Genomic DNA, 17,630 nt, shown 5'->3' on the forward strand with positions numbered 1-17,630 from the left:
GATGACGGGATTGGTGCTGGAGCGTTTACTCGCCGACGAAACACACACAGCGCGGCTGGGCGAGGATCTTGCGCTGTCGCTGCGCCCAGGCGACGTGCTTGCCCTCAAGGGCGATCTCGGCGCCGGCAAGTCGACGCTGGCGCGGGCCTTGATCAGGACCTTGGCCGACGATGCCGGCCTCGAGGTTCCGAGTCCGACCTTCACGCTGGTGCAGAGCTACGACACCCGCATTCCGGTCCATCATTTCGATCTATACCGCCTGTCCTCGGCGGACGAGCTCGATGAGCTTGGGTTCGACGAAGCCCTCGCGCAGGGTGCTGCTTTGGTCGAATGGCCGGAACGGGCGGAAGCCCATCTGCCGAAAACCACGGTCCTGATCGAGCTCGTCCAGCATGGCGACGGCCGGCTGGCGCGATTGTCAGGCCAGGGTGATGCCTTCGATCGGGCGGCACGATCGCTGGCCATGCGCGACTTTCTTGTGAACGCCGGCTGGGGGGAAGCGCAGCGCCGCCATTTCATCGGCGATGCTTCGGCCCGCTCCTACGAGATCGTTTCGTTGCCGGACCAAAAGCCTCGGGTCTTGATGAACTCGCCACGGCTGGTTCTCGGTCCGCCTGTGCGCGACGGCAAGCCCTATGCCGAGATCGCGCATACCGCTCAGTCGGTCTCCGCCTTCGTCGCCATCGACCGCGCCTTGAAGGAAGGTGGCGTCAGCGTTCCGCAAATCCATGCCGAGGACCAGGAGCAAGGTTTCCTGCTGCTCGAACATCTTGGTTCCGAAGGTTTCCTCGGCGGCGATGGCCAGCCGCTGGCCGAGCGTTGCGCAGCGGCGGCCGAGCTGCTGGCCATGATGCATGGCAGGGCCTGGCCGCAGCGCCTGGAAACAGGGCAAGGCGGCTTCCACGACGTGCCGCCTTTCGACCGCGATGCCATGATGATCGAAGCCGATCTGCTGGTCGATTGGTACGTGCCGGCGATATCGGGCAGCCCGGCAAGCGACAGCTTGCGCGCCGGCTACCACAAGCAATGGAACGCACTCCTCGACCGGCTGCAGGGCCGCGAGGTCACGCTGATGCTGCGCGACTTCCATTCGCCCAACATCATCTGGCGCGGCGACCGTTCAGGGCATGATCGATTGGGCATTGTCGATTTCCAGGATGCGCTGATCGGCCCTTGCGCCTATGACGTCGCCTCGCTCGCTATGGACGCGCGGGTCACCATCTCGCCCGAGATCGAGAAACAGACGCTGGATGCCTATGTCACGGCGCGCCACGCAGCCGGGGCTTTCGACGAAGCAAGCTTCCTGGAATCCTACGCCGTCATGGCGGCGCAGCGAAACTCCAAGATACTCGGTATCTTCGTTCGCCTCGAAAAACGCGACGGCAAGCCCTATTATCTGAAGCACCTGCCGCGCATCCGCGACTATCTGCGCCGGGCTCTGTCTCATCCGGCGCTGGCAAGCCTGCGCGAGTTCTACGACGCCCACGGTTTGCTGGAGGAGCGAGCGCTGTGACAGCAAGACCGGACACCGCCATCGTACTTGCCGCCGGGCTTGGCAAACGCATGCGGCCGATCACCGACACGATTCCCAAGCCACTGGTCAAGATTGCCGGCAAGACGTTGCTCGACTGGAGCCTCGACAGCCTGGCCGCCGCCGGCGTCGCGAAGGCCGTGGTCAACGTCCACTACTTTCCCGAACAGATCGTCGCCCATGTCACTGCCCGCCGCGCGCCAAACATCGTCATTTCTGACGAGAGCGAACAACTGCTCGATTCCGCCGGCGGCATCGTCAAGGCGTTGCCCGAACTGGGCGATCAGCCCTTCTACATCCTCAACGCCGACACGTTCTGGATCGATGACGGTCCTCTCAATCTCCAGCGCCTCGCCCTTGCATGGGACGCGGCGAAAATGGATATTCTGCTGATGCTGGCGGATCTCCAACAGGCGACCGGACACTGCGGCAGCACCGATTTCCTGGTGGCGCCGGATGGCGGCTTGCGGCGTTCGCAAGGCGACCCGGCGGGGCTGATCTATGCCGGGGCGGCGATCGTCCATCCGCGCCTGTTCGAGGGTGCACCGGCCGGGCCGCACTCGCTCAACGCCTATTTCGATTCCGCCATCGCGGCCGGCCGCCTGTTCGGCATGCCCATGCATGGCCACTGGGTCACCGTCGGCACGCCCGATGCCGTACCGCTCGCGGAAGCGGCGGTCGCCGGCGCGCTCATCGAGTCGCAATGAGCGGCTCCAGCCGCGTTTTCTCGATCCCGCCCGGAGCGCCGTTTCTGCCGACGCTTGCCGAGGCGCTGCTTGCCGGTCGCCTTGTTCCGGGGTTTCGATTTGACGGCGACCCGCTCGCTTTGGCCGATGTCACCATCTATGTGCCGACACGCCGTGCCGCGCGTGCCTTGCGGGGTGTCTTCGTCGACAGCCTGGCGGCACGCGGCGGCGGCGGCTCGGCAATCCTGCCGGTCATCCGGCCGCTCGGCGAGTTCGACGAAGATGAGGCCGCGTTCGAGACCGAGGCATCGGCGGCCATCGATCTCGCGCCGCCGATTTCGGCAACCGAACGCCTGTTGCTGCTGACGCCGCTGGTGCGCGCCTGGAAACGCCGGCTGCCGGCACATGTCGCCGCCCTCTTTGCCGAGGAGATCGTCATCCCGGCTTCCACCGCCGACGCGATCTGGCTGGCGCGCGATCTCGCCCGGCTGATGGACGAGATCGAGACGGAAGGAACGGACTGGGCCAAGCTCACCGATCTGGTGACCGGCAACCTTGCCGGATGGTGGCAGGTGACCCTCGAATTCCTCGGCATCGTCACCGAAGCCTGGCCGAAATTCCTCGCGGAAAGCGACCGCTCCAATCCGGCCGCGCATCGCAGCGCGCTGATCCGCGCCGAGGCGGCGCGGCTGCTGCGCAATCCGCCCGCTGGCCCGGTCATCGCCGCAGGGTCGACCGGCTCGATCCCCGCCACGGCTGAACTGCTTGCCGCCATCGCGCGCCTGCCCGGCGGCGCCATTGTGCTGCCGGGTCTCGACCGAACGCTGGACGAAGCGTCATTCCAGGCGATTGCCGCGCCCGGCGCGCGTCCAGCTGTGCTCGGCCACCCGCAATATGGCCTGGCCAGGCTGATAGGCAAGATCGGCGTATTGCGCGGCGACGTCGAGGAGATTGGCGTGGCCGAACCGCGACTTGCGCTTCGCGCCGCTCTTGTCGGCGAAGCGCTGCGGCCGGCCGAAACCACCGAACTCTGGGCCGAGACACGTGCGGGCTTCCCGGCGTCCCACATTGCCGGCGCCTTCGCCGAGGTGACCCTGCTCGAAGCTGCCAGCGAACGTGATGAAGCTGTCGCCATCGCCGTCGCGCTCAAGCGCGCGGTCGAACAGCCCGGCCAAAGGGCGGCTCTCGTCACCGGCGATCGCGCATTGGCACGGCGCGTCTCGATCGAGCTCCAGCGCTTCGGCGTCGTCGCCGACGATTCCGGTGGCACGCCGCTCGCCAACACCCCGGCGGCCAGCCTGCTCAGGCTGGCGCTCGAGGCATTGTTCAGGCCAGGCGATCCGGTTGGCCTGCTGTCGCTGCTCAAGCATCCGCTGCTTGGCCTCGGCCTCGAACGGGCCGATGTGCGCCACGCGGCGGAACTCGTCGAGCTGGTGGCGCTGCGCGGCGGCACCGGCCGCCCAGACATCGTTTCGCTGCCGGAACTGTTCGAGGCCCGCCTCACCGGCCTGGGCGGCGGCAGTCGACAGCCCTTCTGGTTTTCCCGGCTGACCGTGCGCTCCATCGAAACTGCCCGGAATTTGCTTGAACGTCTCAAGCAAGCGCTGGCGCCGCTCGCAGCCTTCCGCGGCCGGGATGACGCCAACCTTGCCGCGCTTGTCAGGGCCAGTGTCGTCTCACTCGAAAATCTCGGCCGCACCGCCGACGGTGGTCTTGGCGAGCTCTATGCCGGTGACGCCGGTGAAAAGCTTGCCGAACTGCTGCGCGGGCTGGTCTCGGCTTCGGCTTCACTGTCCTTCGCGGCGACCGAGTGGCCCGATATCATGGCGGCGCTGATCGCGCCTGAAACGGTCAAGCCGGCACAAGGCACCGACCGGAACATCGCCATCTGGGGTGCGCTGGAAGCCCGATTGCAGACCGTCGACACGCTGGTCATCGGCGGGCTCAACGAGGGCGTATGGCCGCGCAAGCCCGAGAGCGACCGCTTCATGTCGCGGCTGATGAAGACCGGCATCGACCTCGAACCGCCCGAGCGGCGCATCGGCCTTGCCGCGCATGATTTCCAGATGGCCATGGGCGCTGGGAAAGTGGTGCTGTCCCGCTCGGCGCGTGCCGGCGACGCCCCCGCCGTGCCGTCGCGCTGGCTGCAGCGGCTGCTGACCTTCATCGGCAGCGACCAGGCAGCGGAGCTGCGCCGGCGTGGCGACGAACTGCTCGCCTGGGCGCGCGCGCTGGATACCGGCCCAAGGCAGGATTTCGCGCCACGGCCGCAGCCGAAGCCGCCGCTGTCGGTGCGCCCGACGCATTTCTCGGTCACCGAGATCGAGACCCTGCGCCGTGACCCCTACGCCGTCTATGCGAGACGCATCCTTGGCCTGATGCCGCTCGATCAGGTCATCCGCGATCCTGGTGCGGCCGAGCGCGGCACGCTGTTTCACGCCATCCTGCACCTGTTCTCAGGCAGTGTCGCCGATCCGCGCACCCCCGAGGCGCTCGCCGGCCTTATCGCCGCCGGCCGCGCCTGTTTTGCCGAGGCCGCGCTTCCGGCCGATGTCGAGGCGGTGTGGTGGCCACGTTTCGAGAAACTCGCCGCCAACATCATCGAGTGGGAGCGCACGCGCGCCGATGCGGTGACAAGGCGTTATGCCGAGGAGCGCGCCGGCAAGACCGTTGTCGGCCAGTCCGGCGTGACTCTGTCCGGCTACGCCGACCGGGTCGACCTTTTGGCCGGTGGCATGGCCGACATACTGGATTACAAGACCGGTTCCTCGCCGTCCAAGGCGCAGGCGCACACACTGCTAGCGCCGCAACTGGCGCTGGAGGGTGCGCTGCTCAGGCGCGGCGCCTTCAAGGATTTAGGCGCGCGCGAGCCCTCTCAACTGGCCTTCATCAGGCTGAAGCCGAATGGCGAGGTGTTCGAGGAATCCATCCTCGAACACAATCGCCAGCCGCGGACCGCGACCGATCTTGCCGAAGAGGCCTGGGCGCGGCTGGAAAAGCTGTTGATCCACTATGCCGATCCTGCGACGGGTTATCTGTCGCGCGCGCTGCCGTTCCGCGAAGGCGAGACTGATGGCGACTACGACCATCTTGCCCGCGTGCTCGAATGGTCGGCAGGCGGCGATGCCGGTGACGAGGGAGGAGAGGCATGAAAAAGGCCTATCCGATCCCCAGCGACACCGCGACCAGCCAGGCCCGCGCCGCCGATCCCGGCAATTCCGCCTGGGTGTCGGCGAATGCCGGATCCGGCAAGACCCATGTGCTGGCCCAGCGCGTCATCCGGCTGCTGCTGCGCGGCACCGATCCGTCGAAGATACTGTGCCTGACCTATACGCGCGCCGCCGCCGCCAACATGTCCAACCGGGTGTTCTCGACACTGTCGGAGTGGACGACGCTTGGTGACGCGGATCTGGCGGCAAAGGTCGAGGCTCTGGAGGGGCGCCGGCCCGATCTCGAGACCATGCGCCGGGCGCGGCGCCTGTTCGCCGAGGCGCTGGAAACACCCGGCGGGCTGAAGATCCAGACCATCCATGCCTTCTGCGAATCGGTGCTGCACCAGTTCCCGCTGGAAGCCAACATCCCGGCCCATTTCGAGATGCTCGACGGCCAGATGGAAGCCTCGCTGTTTGCCGGGGCGCGCCGCGAGATGATTTCGGGCACATCCGCCGGCGACAGGGATCTGGCCGAGGCTTTTGCCGCCATTCTCGATCGGGGCGGCGAAGCCGGGCTCGACGCCTTGCTGGGTGAGATCGTGCGCAAGCGCGACGGCTTGCGCAATTTCATCGACGCCGTCGGGCGTGACGGCACGCGCTTCCAGGCCCTGTTCGACGAATTCCATTTCCATCCAGGCCAGACGGCCGAGGGCATAGCCGCTTCGGTATGGCCGTTGCCGGGTTTCCTGCCCGACTATTTTGCCGGCTTCGCCCACGCAGCCGAGGCCACCGATGCCAGATCGGTGCTGAACAACATCCTGCCCTATGCGCGGCAGGCTTTCGCCGAGGGCGATCCCATTCGGCGCCTGCAACTGCTCGCGCGCGCCTTCCTCAAGACCGATGGCGACACCTACGACCCGGCAAAGGCCTTCAGGAAGGCCCTGGTCGACCGGCTGCCGGATCTGGCGGAGCGCTATCTCTCGGCCGCCAATGCCATCGTCGAAACCACCGACCGGCTGGCCCTGTTCCGGATGCTGGAGGGTACAAGAGCGGCGCTGACCATCGCCGACTGGCTGATCGCCCGCTACGAAATGCTCAAGCGCAGCCGCGGCTTTCTCGATTTCAACGACCTGATCACCCGCACCGTCAACCTGCTGGCGCGGCCAGACGCCGGCCCTTGGGTGCAGTACAAGCTCGACCAGGGCATCGATCATATCCTGCTCGACGAAGCGCAGGACACCAGCCCCGATCAATGGGAAGTGGTGAAGCGGCTGGCGGAAGAATTCTTTGCCGGCTTTGGCGCGCGCGACAGGGTCCATCGCACGGTCTTCGCCGTCGGCGACGAGAAGCAGTCGATCTATTCGTTCCAGGGTGCCGCCCCGGACTCCTTCGCCGACAGCCGGCTGTTGTTCGCCGGACGGGTGCGCGACGCCGAGGCGTCCTTTGCCGACCTCAAGCTGACCTGGTCGTTCCGCTCGACCGACGATGTTCTGACCGCAGTCGACCGCGTCTTTGCCGACGCGAGCGTGCGGCGCGGCATCAGCCATGATCCCGATCCGCTGCGCCACCAGGCGATCCGCACCGACGCACCGGGCTATGTCGAGGTGTGGCCGTCAGTCGGCGCCGATGTCGTCGATGAGCCCGACGACTGGACGCAAGCCATCGACCATGCGCACGCGCCGGCGGTGCGCGTGGCCGAGAACGTCGCCGCCACCATCGCCGGCTGGATCGGCAGTGGCGAGATCATCGAAGGCCGCGGCACGCGGCTGCGGCCGGGCGACGTGCTGGTGCTGGTGCGCAAGCGCGATCGCTTCGTCCACGCGCTGACCCGTGCCTTGAAACGGCGCGACATTCCGGTTGCCGGCGCCGACCGGCTGAGCCTGCCCGGGCACATCGCGGTCAAGGACCTGATTGCGCTCGGTCACCTCCTCATCCAGCCGCAGGACGATCTGTCGCTCGCCGCCGTGCTGCGCAGCCCGATCTTCGATCTGCCGGAAGAGACGCTTTTCACGCTCGCCGCGCAGAGGCCGTCCGGCTTGTCGCTGATCGCGTCGCTGCGACAGCACGCCGGCGAAAGCGAGCGACTTGCGAAGATCGTCGCCCAGGTCGACATCTGGACGAACGCGGCCGCCTTCAAACCGGTGTTCGAATTTTACGCTGGCCTGCTGGCACGCGATGGCGTGCGCCGGAAGATGATCGCGCGGCTCGGGCCCGAAGCCGGCGACATCCTCGACGAGTTCCTCAGCTTCTGCCTGGCCGAGGAACGGACCGGCCTGCCGGGGCTTGAAGCCTTCCTGTCGACGCTGGAAAACGCCGGTCCCGAGATCAAGCGCGAGATGGACCAGACCCGCGACGAGGTCCGGGTCATGACCGTGCATGCCGCCAAGGGGCTGGAAGCGCCGGTCGTGTTCCTGGTCGATGGCGGTTCCGCCCCGTTCAGTGACCAGCATCTGCCGCGCCTGATGCCCTTCGATGGCTCCGGCGCGAATTGGGACGGCAAGGGCTATCTCTGGCGCTCTGCCAGCGACGTCGCCAACGGCTTTTCCAAAGCAGCGGCGGCGCGGGCACGGGAACTCGCCGACGACGAATACCGCCGGCTGCTCTATGTCGGCATGACCCGTGCCGAGGACCGGCTGATCGTCTGCGGCTATCACGGCAAGCGGGCGCCGAACGCCGGCACCTGGCATTCGATCGTCAGCCGCGCGTTGATCGGTGCGCCGGAAAGCGAGCAGCGTGCGCATCCCGCCGGCGGCGAGCCGGTGCATCGTTTCCATGTCACCAAGCTGCCGCCGGTCGCACTGGCTTCCGGCGAGCAGGCGCGGCCGACGGATGCTTTCGGACCTCTGCCGGCGACCTTGTTCCGGCCCTTGCCCTCCTTCGAGGATCTGCCGCGTCCGCTGTCGCCATCCGGTGCTGCGGCGCTGATAGACGAAGGCAAGGAAGCTGTGGTCGACAAGGCGTCGCCGGTGCTCGACGCCGATGCCGAGCCGGGCTTTGCGGTGCTGCGCGGGCTTGCCCTGCACAAACTGCTGCAGATGCTGCCCGGCATTGCCGAGCCCGAACGCCAGCGCGCGGCGGAGCGCTATCTCTTGCGAACGGGCGCGGACTGGCCGCCGTCAGAGCGCGAAAAAGCCCTGGCGTCGGTGACATCAATCCTTGCCGACGTCGGCTTCGGTCAGCTGTTTGCACCATCGTCACGTGCCGAGGTCGCGATCATGGGCAGCCTGGAAGTAAAGGGCAAAAAGCGCTCGATTTCCGGCAAGATCGACCGTTTGGCGGTGACATCGGCCGCGGTCTCGATCGTCGACTACAAGACCAACCGGCCGGCGCCCTCCACTCTGGCCGAGGTGCCGCCGGCCTACCTGCTCCAGCTCGCACTTTATCGCGCCCTGTTACAGCCGCTCTATCCCGGCCGCACAGTCAAGGCGGCCCTGCTGTTCACCGAGGCGCCGCGGCTGATCGAGCTGCCGGCCGGTGCCATGGACGACGCCCTTGCCCGACTCACGGGAGCGTGACACAACACCTGCTTGAAGAAGGGCGCGATCGCCACCACATTTGGTGGGACAAAAACTTTCAAAAGGATTTTTCCATATGGCAACCGTGAAGGTCGACAAGAGCAACTTCCAGGCCGACGTGCTTGATGCCAACGTACCGGTCGTCGTCGATTTCTGGGCGGAATGGTGCGGTCCCTGCAAGATGATCGCGCCGGCGCTCGAAGACATTGCCACCGAACTTGGCGCCAAGGTCAAGATCGCCAAGCTCAACATCGACGAGAATCCGGAGCTTGCCGCCCAGTTCGGCGTGCGCTCGATCCCGACGCTGATGATCTTCAAGGGCGGCGAAATGGCCGACATGAAGGTCGGTGCGGCGCCCAAGACCGCGCTGTCGCACTGGATCAATGGCAATCTCGCCTGATCCATCTGAAATTCATATGACCATCAAGCCCGGCCTCGCGCCGGGCTTTTTGTTGGCGTCATCGGTGCGTGGCTCTGGCTCTCGCGTCCGGCCACTCCATGTCATCTGCTTGAGCCAGACAGGAGAAACCCATGACCGGATCCGCCAAGGCCACCGTCTTCATCGACAATGAGCGCGTTATCGTCACCGAGTACCGCTTCGCGCCGGGCGAAAACACCGGCTGGCATCGCCACGGCCACGACTATGTCGTCGTGCCGCTGATGGACGGCAAGGTGAAGCTGTTGACCAAGGACGGCGAGACCTTCGCCGAAATGAAGAAGGGCGCGCCCTATTTCCGCAAGGAGGGCGTCGAGCACGACGTCATCAACGCCAATGAAGGCGAATACGCCTTTATCGAGATCGAGCTGAAGTAAGCCGTCAGGGCTGGCAGGCGCTTTTCACCAATCAGCGATGCGGTCGTCGCCGGTGAATTGTGCGCTTTTCTGGGTGTACTCGAACAACTCGATTTTCACGTCGTTTGGATCGCGGATCCAGGCCTGAAATGTGTCATCGCAGGCCAGTTTCTTTGAGGTGACGTCGACACCTTTCGACCTGATGTGGGCGATCGCGGCATCAATGTTCTCCACTTCTAGGCAGAAGTGGTTGATCTGGTTCAGGTCGCCATAGCGGGCCTCGTTTTTCCCGAACACCTCGACATGGCTGCCGCCGCCGCAATCGAGGTAGAACCCGAAAATCTTGCCGTCACGCAGGAAATTGAAGCGGGTGTCCATGCCCAGCACGTCGCGATAGAAGCTTCGTGTCGCTTCAAGGTCGTTGGCGAAGATGCAGACGTGAGCGAGCTGCTTGACCTTGATCATGACAGGTTCCTCGCAGAAAAATCCGCCTTCAGGTCGGCGGGGTGCCGTTCTCGGCCAGCACCGCGCCGGTCAGATACAACGAACCGCTGATCAGGATTCGTGGCGCCGGGCCGTCCCAGGTGTCGCGCAACAGCATCAGCGCGCTGGCGGCGGAACTCACCGGCTCGGCGGTCAGCCCGGCTTCCGTCGCGCGGACCGCCAGTTCGTCGTTTGGCACGCCGGCCTCGCTAAGGCTCACCGGCACCGTGTAGACATGCCGGGCGAGGCCCTTGAAGGCACGGAAATAGCCGCTCTGGTCCTTGGTGTTGATCATGCCCGAGATGAGGAACAGCGGACGCGGGTTCTTCTCTTCCTGCTCGGCCAACGCTTCGGCAACCACCACGCCGGCCCCCGGATTGTGGCCACCGTCGAGCCAGATATCGGCGCCCTTGGGTGCCAGTTCGGCCAGCCGGCCCTGCATCAGCTTCTGCATACGCCCTGGCCAGGCGACATTGACCATCGCCTTTTCGGCGGCGCGATGGCTGATCTCGAAACCGGCCGCCTTGACCGCGGCGATCGCCGCCGCCGCATTGGCGAACTGATGGCGTCCGGGCAGCCTGGGCGGTGGCAGGTCCATCAAGCCGTCTTCGTCCTGGTAGACCATGCGGCCGTTTTCCTCGAAGGCAAGGAAGTCCTGGCCGTAGACGAAGGTGGGGCATTCAAGCCGCTCGGCGGTTTCGATCAGCACCTGCAGCGCCGTTTCGCTCTCCTGCGCGCCGATGACCACCGGACAGCCGGGCTTGATAATACCGGCCTTTTCGGCCGCGATCAGTTCGACACGGTCCCCGAGATAGGCCTCGTGGTCGAGCGACACCGGCATGATCACTGACACGGCCGGCTCCTTGACGACATTGGTCGCGTCGAAGCGGCCGCCGAGCCCGACCTCGATGATGGCGGCGTCGGCCTGGTGTTCGGAAAACAAGAGGAAGGTGACGGCGGTGAGAATCTCGAAGACGGTGATCTTCTCGCCTTCATTGGCTCTGGCCGCACGGGCAATAGCATCGGCGAAAACCCTGTCCTCGACCAGCCTGCCGCCGCCATCGGCGGCCAGCCGGTAACGCTCATACCAGTTGACCAGATGCGGCGAGGTGTGAACATGGACGCGGTAGTCCGCTGCCTCGAGCAGGGCGCGCGAAAAGGCGGCGCACGAGCCTTTGCCGTTGGTGCCGGCGATGTGGATGACCGGTGGCAGCCGATCCTGCGGATCGTCAAGCCGCTCCAGCAGCCGCGAAATGCGGTCGAGCGAAAGGTCGAAGCCTTTCGGATGAAGCGCCATCAGGGCTTCGATTTCGCGGTCGGCGGCAAGCGTCGTCATGGCAGAATCCTAGCGCATGAGCCGTGAAAACCAGAATCGGTTTCGGATGGCCATGGCAATCAAAAGCTACAGCGCGCCGAAGCACCCGTGCAATCGCGGTCGCGGCGCTTCGTGTCGCTTCAGGCTTGCGGCCGAGCTTCCGCGGCGACCACCGCCGGGGGCAGGATTTCCGGCTCCAGCGTTTTTTGCTCTTCCGGCAGCTTGAGCAGCATCTTGAGCAGGCGCGCGATCGTTTCACGCATTTCCAGCCTGGATACGACCATGTCGACCATGCCGTGCTCCATCAGATATTCGGAGCGCTGGAAGCCGTCGGGCAATTTCTCGCGGATCGTCTGTTCGATGACGCGCGGTCCGGCAAAGCCGATCAGCGCGCCGGGCTCGGCAATGTGCACGTCGCCCAGCATGGCATAGGAGGCGGTCACGCCGCCCGTGGTCGGGTTGGTCAAAACGACGATGTAGGGCAGGCCGGCTTCCTTCAGCCGGTCGACACCAACCGTTGTCCGCGGCAATTGCATCAGGGACAAAATACCTTCCTGCATGCGCGCGCCGCCGGAAGCGGCGAACAGGATCAGCGGCCGCTTGCGCTGCAGGGCCACTTCGAAGCCATGCACGATGGCGTCGCCAGCGGCCATGCCGAGCGAGCCGCCCATGAAGGCGAAATCCTGCACCGTGACCACCACCGGCAGACCCTCGACGGTGCCCAGCGCATTGATGATCGCGTCCTCAAGGCCGGTCTTGGCCTTGGCGTCCTTCAACCGGTCGACATAGCGCTTCTCGTCGCGGAATTTCAGCGGATCCTGCATCACCTTGGGGTTGTCCAGGGTCTCGTATTTGCCGCCATCGAAGAAGAATTTCAGCCGCTCCTTGGCCGAGATCTTCATGTGATGGCCGGACGACGGAATGACGAACTGGTTGGATTCCAGGTCCTTGTGGAACACCATCTCGCCGGTCTCCGGATCCTTGATCCAGAGGTTCTCGGGCATGTCGGTGCGCCGGCCGAGCATCGAATTGATCTTCGGGCGAACGTAATTGGTGATCCAGTTCATCGCTTCGGCTCCTGTCCTGACGAGGATTGGGAAGAGGTAGGAGAACTATTCGGCAGCAGCAAGGCGGGCCGAACGCACGCCTTGCGCAAGGCCGCTGACCAGCGTGGCGACGGCTTCGGCCGGATCGGCGGTCTTTTCGCCCTTCGGTCCCAGCACATTGGCAACCGCATTGACGATCGCGGTGCCGACGACGACACCGTCGGCATTGGCGCCGATCACCCGGGCCTGCTCGGCGGTCTTTACGCCGAAGCCGACGCAGACCGGCAGGTCGGTGTGGCCCTTGATGCGCTTGACCGCCGCCGCCACCTTGCCGGTGTCGGCCAGCGCCGAGCCGGTGATGCCGGTCATCGACACGTAATAGACGAAGCCCGACGTGTTCTGCAGCACTTTCGGCAGGCGCTTGTCGTCGGTCGTCGGTGTCGCCAGCCGGATGAAATTGATGCCGGCCTTGAGCGCCGGAATGCACAGTTCTTCGTCCATCTCGGGCGGCAGGTCGACGACGATCAGCCCGTCGATGCCGCTGGCGATCGCGTCCGTGAGGAAGCGCTCGACGCCATAGATGTAGATCGGATTGTAATAGCCCATCAGCACGATCGGCGTTTCATTGTCATTGGTCCGGAAGTCGGCCGCCATCTTCAGCGTCTTGACCAGCGTCTGGCCGCCTTTCAGCGCCCGCAGGCCCGCTGCCTGGATCGCCGGGCCGTCGGCCATCGGGTCGGAAAACGGCATGCCGAGCTCGATGATGTCGGCGCCGGCCTTGGGCAGCGCCTTCATGATCGACAAGGAGGTGTCGTAGTCAGGGTCGCCGCCCATGAAATAGGTGACGAGCGCCGGGCGGCCTTCGGCTTTCAGTTTTGCCATGCGGCGGTCGATGCGGGTCACCATGTCTGGCCCTTTGGACGAATTTTGCTCATAATCAACTCCCAAATCGAAACTGTCCAAAGGGGCCTAGATCTCCATACCCAGCATCGAGGCCACCGTATGCACGTCCTTGTCGCCACGGCCGGACAGGTTGACGATGACGATCTGGTCCTTGTCCATGGCGGGCACGATCTTCACCGCATGCGCAATGGCATGCGCGGATTCCAGCGCCGGGATGATGCCTTCGACGCGCGTCGTCAGCTTGAAGGCCTCCAGCGCCTCGTCGTCGAGGATCGGCACGTATTCGACGCGGCCTGAATCGCGCAGCCAGGAATGCTCGGGGCCGACGCCGGGATAATCGAGACCGGCCGAGATAGAATGGCCGTCCATGATCTGTCCGTCGGCGTTCTGCAGGAGATAGGTGCGGTTGCCATGCAGCACGCCCGGCGCGCCGGCATTCATCGAGGCGCAATGCTCGATGCCGTCAAGGCCGCGTCCGCCGGCCTCGATGCCGATGATGCGGACCTCCTTGTCGTCGAGGAAGGGATGGAACAGGCCGATGGCGTTCGAACCACCGCCGACAGCGGCGATGATCGTGTCCGGCAGCCGGCCTTCCTGCTCGAGGATCTGCGCCCGCGCTTCGGTGCCGATTACCGACTGGAAGTCGCGCACCAGCTCCGGATAGGGATGCGGGCCGGCGGCGGTGCCGATCAGGTAATAGGTGTCCTCGACATTGGTCACCCAGTCACGCAACGCCTCGTTCATGGCGTCCTTCAGCGTGCCGTGGCCGGCGGTCACCGGACGGACCTCGGCGCCGAGCAGCTTCATGCGGAAGACGTTGGGGCTTTGCCGGGCGACGTCGGTGGCGCCCATATAGACGACGCAGGGGAAGCCGAAGCGGGCCGCGACCGTGGCCGATGCCACGCCATGCTGGCCGGCGCCGGTCTCGGCGATGATGCGCTTCTTGCCCATGCGCTTGGCCAGCAGGATCTGGCCGAGGCAGTTGTTGATCTTGTGCGAACCGGTGTGGTTCAAATCCTCGCGCTTGAAGTAGACCTTTGCGCCGCCGAGATGCTTCGTGAGGCCTTCGGCGAAATAGAGCTTCGAGGGTCGCCCGGCATAATGGGTCGACAGGTCCGTCAATTCAGCCCTGAAATCCGCATCGTTCTTGACCTCGTTCCAGTGCCGCTCCAGATCGAGGATCAGCGGCATCAGCGTTTCGGCAACGAAACGACCGCCGAAAATGCCGAACATGCCCTGTTCGTCGGGTCCGGTGCGGAAGGAATTGGGTGTCGCCGGCTTGTTCATCGCCGATCTCCTGGCATCTTGACTTATGAAGCATGTCCTTGTCGGGAAACCGGTTCCCACTTTTCCGGGACATGCTCTGGTTTAAGGCACTACTAGGCTGCGCGGGTGTTCCGCGCGGTCCTGACGGCCCGGAAAAACTGTTCGATCAGCGCCGGATCCTTGACGCCCGGTGCGCTTTCCACGCCTGAGGAAATGTCTATTCCGGGCGGGTCGGCAAGCCGAAGGGCATCGCCGATATTGGCGGCGTTGAGCCCACCGGAAAGCATGTAATCGACGCCGCCGTCAAGGCCGACAAGAATGCGCCAGTCGAAGGCAACACCATTGCCGCCCGGCAGTTCTGAGCCTTTCGGCGGCTTGGCGTCGAACAGGAACCGGTCTGATATGCCAATGAATGGCTTTATCCGTTCGAGATCGGCGGCCTCGCTGAGCGGCAGCGCCTTCATCACCGGCAAACCATAACGGGCTTTGACCTCGGCCACGCGCTCGGGCGTTTCCGCGCCATGCAGTTGCAGCATGTCGGGCTGCATTTGGGCAACGATTTCATCCAGGAAAGCGTCGCTGGCATCGACGGTGACGGCAACCGCCGTCGCTTTGCCGCGCGCCGCCTCGCGCAGACGGCCAGCCTCGGCGGGTTCGACATAGCGTGGGCTTTTGGCGAAGAAGATAAACCCGACATGGCTGGCGCCGCCGGCCAGCGCCGCGGCCATTGCCGCGTCGGTCTTCAAGCCGCAGATCTTGATGTCGAGTGCCATGGCGCGGGAATTGGCATGAAAAGCGATAAGAGTCGAGAAAAAGCATGCTGTTTGCCGGCACGGCCAAAGGCGCTACCTATGAATGGACAGGACGCAAGGCGGGAGCATGATCATGACAGACAGAACCGTAGCCGAACTCAGGCAGAAGATCGCGCAGGCGCGCGAGGTCATCGCGCACCTGATCGACAAGGCCGCCTTCAACGGCGCCGAGGCGCACCGGGCGCTCGACTATTTCGGCGGTGATGCCTTCGACGGCAATTTCTTGCCGTGGCCGCATCATGGCGATGAGGGGCTGCGGCCCGAGGAGCTCAACGCCGCGAATGACGATTGACGGTTGAAACCCTGGTCACTGGAGCGTCGCCACTCCCAACGCGCGGCTCAGCTTGTTCATAGCTTCCAATGGAAACTCATGTCTGCCCCAATTCTCCTTGTAACCCTTGATACCATGGGTGTTCAGAACCGCACGGGCGGCGCTGAGAACTGCCTCAGCAAACTCTCGCAAACCGCAGATGGCATCCAACCTTATGGCACCGAAGTCATCGGGCTCGTCAGACCACAATTCTGAAAATTCCAGTATTCGCACTCTGACAAAGCCATCCTTCGGCATCAGGACAAAGCGATACTCACTGGGTTCGTCGCAAAAGCGTGCGGCGGAATATCTGGTGCCCTCCAGCGCGCTCAGCGTGGCGCAAAGCAACTCATTCAGTGTGTCGCCCAGATAGGATGCCGCCACGGTTGCCTTAAGATCTTCAACCGCAACATCGCAGATTGCCCAACCCGCTCCAATCAGTCGATATTCGATCTTCGCAGTCACCTACTCGAACACGATCGCTTGCAGCGCACCGCCATTGCGCTTCAGCCAGTCCTTGCAGCGATCGGTGTCGGGGCAGAGCTTTTCGCACAGCTTCCAGAATTTCGGACCGTGGTTCATCTCCTTGAGATGCGCCACTTCATGCGCGACGAGATAATTGATGACCGGCGACGGCGCCATCATGATGCGCCAGGAAAAGGACAGATTGCCTTCGGAGGTGCATGACCCCCAGCGGCTTGACGTGTCCTTGAAGCGGATAGCCTTGGCGCGCTTGCCGAGCGCCTCGGTGTGTTTGGCCACCAGCTTCTCGATTTCCTTCTTGGCCTCGCGCTTGAGGAAATCGGCGAGGCGACGCGGCAGATGTATGCGGTCGCCATGCACGATCAAGAGCGGGCCACGTTCGTCGCGCGACACGGTGACGGTGCCGCGCTTTGATGGTTCATGGACGATGCGGTGCGGCACGCCGCGCACCGGGATCCTGATGCCGGGCCGCACCTGCGGCCGCGTCGGCACCTTGGCCAGTCGCTGCTCCAGCCAGTCCTGGTGCCGCTCGAGGAACCTGTCCACTTCGCCGCGGCGCAGGCCTGGCGGCACGGTTATGCGTAGACCCTGGCCGCCTGAATCGATGCGCAGCGTCATTCGGCGCGCCCTGGCGCTCTCGACGATCTTGAGCGGCAGCGTGCGGCCGGCGACGCAATATTCGCGCTCCACGACAGGCGTGGGCTTGGGCTTTGTCAGATTGCGAAAGAAGCCGAGAGTCATGGCGGGACGATACGCGATTCGAGAAAAACGACTAGAACAAAAAAGAAACGGCGCCGCTCGCGCGACGCCGTTTTTCACGATGTGGCCAGTCGCTTGGCCTCAGTCGTCAAGCAGGTTCGAGCCCTTGCCACGCTTGGTGGTCGTCGTTCCGGTGCTTGGATCGGTCTTCGTCGGAGCCGTCGACTTGTTGCGGTTGGCCATGAACCGGTCGAACTCGTCCTGGTCCTTGGCGCGGCGCAATTCGCGGGCATACTCGTCGAACTGGGTCAGCATCTCGTCGAGCTTGCGGCGCTCTTCGTTCAGCCGCTCAAGTTCCTTTTCGCGCCAGTCGTCGAAAGCGACGTTGCCGGTGCGGGCGGAGCCATTGCCCCAGCGCGCGGCCTTGTCGGAACCGCGGCGGCAGCCGGCGAAGATGCCGTCGGTCGCGCGGTTGACGTCACGCTTGAAGCCATCGAGGCGGTCGCCCCAGATGATGTAGGCGAGCATGGCGAAGCCGAGTGGCCAGAACACCATGAAACCTACAACCATCAACGCGATGGTTGCCGGCGTCCAGGCCGGACGGATCAATGCGGATGCGTTCATTTTCTCCCATTCC

The 17,630-nt window shown here is 64.5% G+C and carries 16 protein-coding genes; 7 read left to right on the top strand and 9 right to left on the bottom strand.

What is annotated here, in order from left to right; all coding sequences use genetic code 11:
• Position 1: 1 nt before the first annotated feature.
• The 6 genes from tsaE to AC0L2U_RS24715 all read left to right on the top strand — a co-directional run bounded on the left by tsaE (position 2) and on the right by AC0L2U_RS24715 (position 9,697).
• Complete coding sequence (tsaE, locus tag AC0L2U_RS24690) at positions 2–1,513, top strand: tRNA (adenosine(37)-N6)-threonylcarbamoyltransferase complex ATPase subunit type 1 TsaE (RefSeq protein ID WP_127808270.1); 1,512 nt, start codon at positions 2–4, stop codon at positions 1,511–1,513.
• On the top strand, positions 1,510–2,238 hold the full coding sequence (locus tag AC0L2U_RS24695) for a nucleotidyltransferase family protein (RefSeq protein WP_127808269.1): 729 nt from the start codon (positions 1,510–1,512) through the stop codon (positions 2,236–2,238). Before tsaE ends, AC0L2U_RS24695 begins: the two co-directional genes overlap by 4 nt.
• The gene (addB, locus tag AC0L2U_RS24700) at positions 2,235–5,369 is read left to right on the top strand and encodes a double-strand break repair protein AddB (RefSeq protein ID WP_128364692.1); all 3,135 of its coding nucleotides are present in this window, start codon (positions 2,235–2,237) and stop codon (positions 5,367–5,369) included. The genes AC0L2U_RS24695 and addB overlap by 4 nt, the downstream gene beginning before the upstream one ends.
• The gene (gene addA, locus AC0L2U_RS24705) at positions 5,366–8,884 is read left to right on the top strand and encodes a double-strand break repair helicase AddA (RefSeq protein WP_473602774.1); all 3,519 of its coding nucleotides are present in this window, start codon (positions 5,366–5,368) and stop codon (positions 8,882–8,884) included. The genes addB and addA overlap by 4 nt, the downstream gene beginning before the upstream one ends.
• 76 nt (positions 8,885–8,960) lie before the next feature.
• Positions 8,961–9,284: a thioredoxin gene (gene trxA / locus AC0L2U_RS24710; protein WP_013528326.1), complete on the top strand. Its 324-nt coding sequence runs from the start codon at positions 8,961–8,963 to the stop codon at positions 9,282–9,284.
• 131 nt (positions 9,285–9,415) lie between these two features.
• A complete protein-coding gene (locus tag AC0L2U_RS24715; RefSeq protein WP_127323193.1) occupies positions 9,416–9,697 on the top strand; it encodes a cupin domain-containing protein in 282 nt (93 codons plus the stop codon).
• A gap of 24 nt (positions 9,698–9,721) precedes the next feature.
• On the opposite strand, the gene AC0L2U_RS24720 is transcribed toward AC0L2U_RS24715, so the two are convergent.
• The 6 genes from AC0L2U_RS24720 to AC0L2U_RS24745 form a co-directional block, all read right to left on the bottom strand.
• On the bottom strand, positions 9,722–10,141 hold the full coding sequence (locus AC0L2U_RS24720) for a VOC family protein (RefSeq protein WP_127328535.1): 420 nt from the start codon (positions 10,139–10,141) through the stop codon (positions 9,722–9,724).
• 28 nt (positions 10,142–10,169) lie between these two features.
• Positions 10,170–11,495, bottom strand: a complete 1,326-nt coding sequence (locus AC0L2U_RS24725) for a bifunctional folylpolyglutamate synthase/dihydrofolate synthase (RefSeq protein WP_473602775.1) — start codon at positions 11,493–11,495, stop codon at positions 10,170–10,172.
• 119 nt (positions 11,496–11,614) lie between these two features.
• The gene (gene accD, locus AC0L2U_RS24730) at positions 11,615–12,541 is read right to left on the bottom strand and encodes an acetyl-CoA carboxylase, carboxyltransferase subunit beta (RefSeq protein ID WP_013528321.1); all 927 of its coding nucleotides are present in this window, start codon (positions 12,539–12,541) and stop codon (positions 11,615–11,617) included.
• Between the two features lie 45 nt (positions 12,542–12,586).
• The gene (gene trpA / locus AC0L2U_RS24735) at positions 12,587–13,426 is read right to left on the bottom strand and encodes a tryptophan synthase subunit alpha (protein WP_473602776.1); all 840 of its coding nucleotides are present in this window, start codon (positions 13,424–13,426) and stop codon (positions 12,587–12,589) included.
• Positions 13,427–13,489: 63 nt separating this feature from the next.
• Positions 13,490–14,710 (bottom strand): tryptophan synthase subunit beta, encoded by a 1,221-nt coding sequence (gene trpB, locus AC0L2U_RS24740; RefSeq protein ID WP_127380276.1) that lies wholly within the window; start codon positions 14,708–14,710, stop codon positions 13,490–13,492.
• Positions 14,711–14,802: 92 nt separating this feature from the next.
• Positions 14,803–15,462: a phosphoribosylanthranilate isomerase gene (locus AC0L2U_RS24745; RefSeq protein ID WP_128288418.1), complete on the bottom strand. Its 660-nt coding sequence runs from the start codon at positions 15,460–15,462 to the stop codon at positions 14,803–14,805.
• Between the two features lie 112 nt (positions 15,463–15,574).
• Here AC0L2U_RS24745 and AC0L2U_RS24750 point away from each other — a divergent pair, with 112 nt between their 5' ends.
• On the top strand, positions 15,575–15,793 hold the full coding sequence (locus AC0L2U_RS24750; protein WP_292702887.1) for a hypothetical protein: 219 nt from the start codon (positions 15,575–15,577) through the stop codon (positions 15,791–15,793).
• A gap of 15 nt (positions 15,794–15,808) precedes the next feature.
• On the opposite strand, the gene AC0L2U_RS24755 is transcribed toward AC0L2U_RS24750, so the two are convergent.
• The 3 genes from AC0L2U_RS24755 to AC0L2U_RS24765 all read right to left on the bottom strand — a co-directional run bounded on the left by AC0L2U_RS24755 (position 15,809) and on the right by AC0L2U_RS24765 (position 17,617).
• Positions 15,809–16,276 carry a hypothetical protein gene (locus tag AC0L2U_RS24755; protein WP_127380273.1) on the bottom strand — a complete coding sequence of 156 codons (468 nt, stop codon included), beginning with the start codon at positions 16,274–16,276 and terminating at the stop codon, positions 15,809–15,811.
• Positions 16,277–17,035: a M48 family metallopeptidase gene (locus tag AC0L2U_RS24760; protein WP_127380272.1), complete on the bottom strand. Its 759-nt coding sequence runs from the start codon at positions 17,033–17,035 to the stop codon at positions 16,277–16,279.
• A 99-nt stretch (positions 17,036–17,134) separates the two neighbouring features.
• Entirely contained in the window at positions 17,135–17,617 is a 483-nt protein-coding gene (locus AC0L2U_RS24765; RefSeq protein ID WP_127266800.1) for a DUF2852 domain-containing protein, read from the bottom strand.
• Between the last annotated feature and the right edge of the window lie 13 nt (positions 17,618–17,630).

Source organism: Mesorhizobium sp. WSM4808 (assembly GCF_055811675.1).

Excerpts from the sequence above, each read along its gene's own strand:
- tsaE (WP_127808270.1), top strand. The coding sequence starts at position 2 with ATGACGGGATTGGTGCTGGAGCGTTTACTCGCCGACGAAACACACACA.
- addB (WP_128364692.1), top strand. The coding sequence starts at position 2,235 with ATGAGCGGCTCCAGCCGCGTTTTCTCGATCCCGCCCGGAGCGCCGTTT.
- addA (WP_473602774.1), top strand. The coding sequence starts at position 5,366 with ATGAAAAAGGCCTATCCGATCCCCAGCGACACCGCGACCAGCCAGGCC.
- trxA (WP_013528326.1), top strand. The coding sequence starts at position 8,961 with ATGGCAACCGTGAAGGTCGACAAGAGCAACTTCCAGGCCGACGTGCTT.
- AC0L2U_RS24715 (WP_127323193.1), top strand. The coding sequence starts at position 9,416 with ATGACCGGATCCGCCAAGGCCACCGTCTTCATCGACAATGAGCGCGTT.
- AC0L2U_RS24720 (WP_127328535.1), bottom strand. The coding sequence starts at position 10,141 with ATGATCAAGGTCAAGCAGCTCGCTCACGTCTGCATCTTCGCCAACGAC.
- AC0L2U_RS24725 (WP_473602775.1), bottom strand. The coding sequence starts at position 11,495 with ATGACGACGCTTGCCGCCGACCGCGAAATCGAAGCCCTGATGGCGCTT.
- accD (WP_013528321.1), bottom strand. The coding sequence starts at position 12,541 with ATGAACTGGATCACCAATTACGTTCGCCCGAAGATCAATTCGATGCTC.
- trpA (WP_473602776.1), bottom strand. The coding sequence starts at position 13,426 with ATGGTGACCCGCATCGACCGCCGCATGGCAAAACTGAAAGCCGAAGGC.
- trpB (WP_127380276.1), bottom strand. The coding sequence starts at position 14,710 with ATGAACAAGCCGGCGACACCCAATTCCTTCCGCACCGGACCCGACGAA.
- AC0L2U_RS24745 (WP_128288418.1), bottom strand. The coding sequence starts at position 15,462 with ATGGCACTCGACATCAAGATCTGCGGCTTGAAGACCGACGCGGCAATG.
- AC0L2U_RS24750 (WP_292702887.1), top strand. The coding sequence starts at position 15,575 with ATGACAGACAGAACCGTAGCCGAACTCAGGCAGAAGATCGCGCAGGCG.
- AC0L2U_RS24760 (WP_127380272.1), bottom strand. The coding sequence starts at position 17,035 with ATGACTCTCGGCTTCTTTCGCAATCTGACAAAGCCCAAGCCCACGCCT.
- AC0L2U_RS24765 (WP_127266800.1), bottom strand. The coding sequence starts at position 17,617 with ATGAACGCATCCGCATTGATCCGTCCGGCCTGGACGCCGGCAACCATC.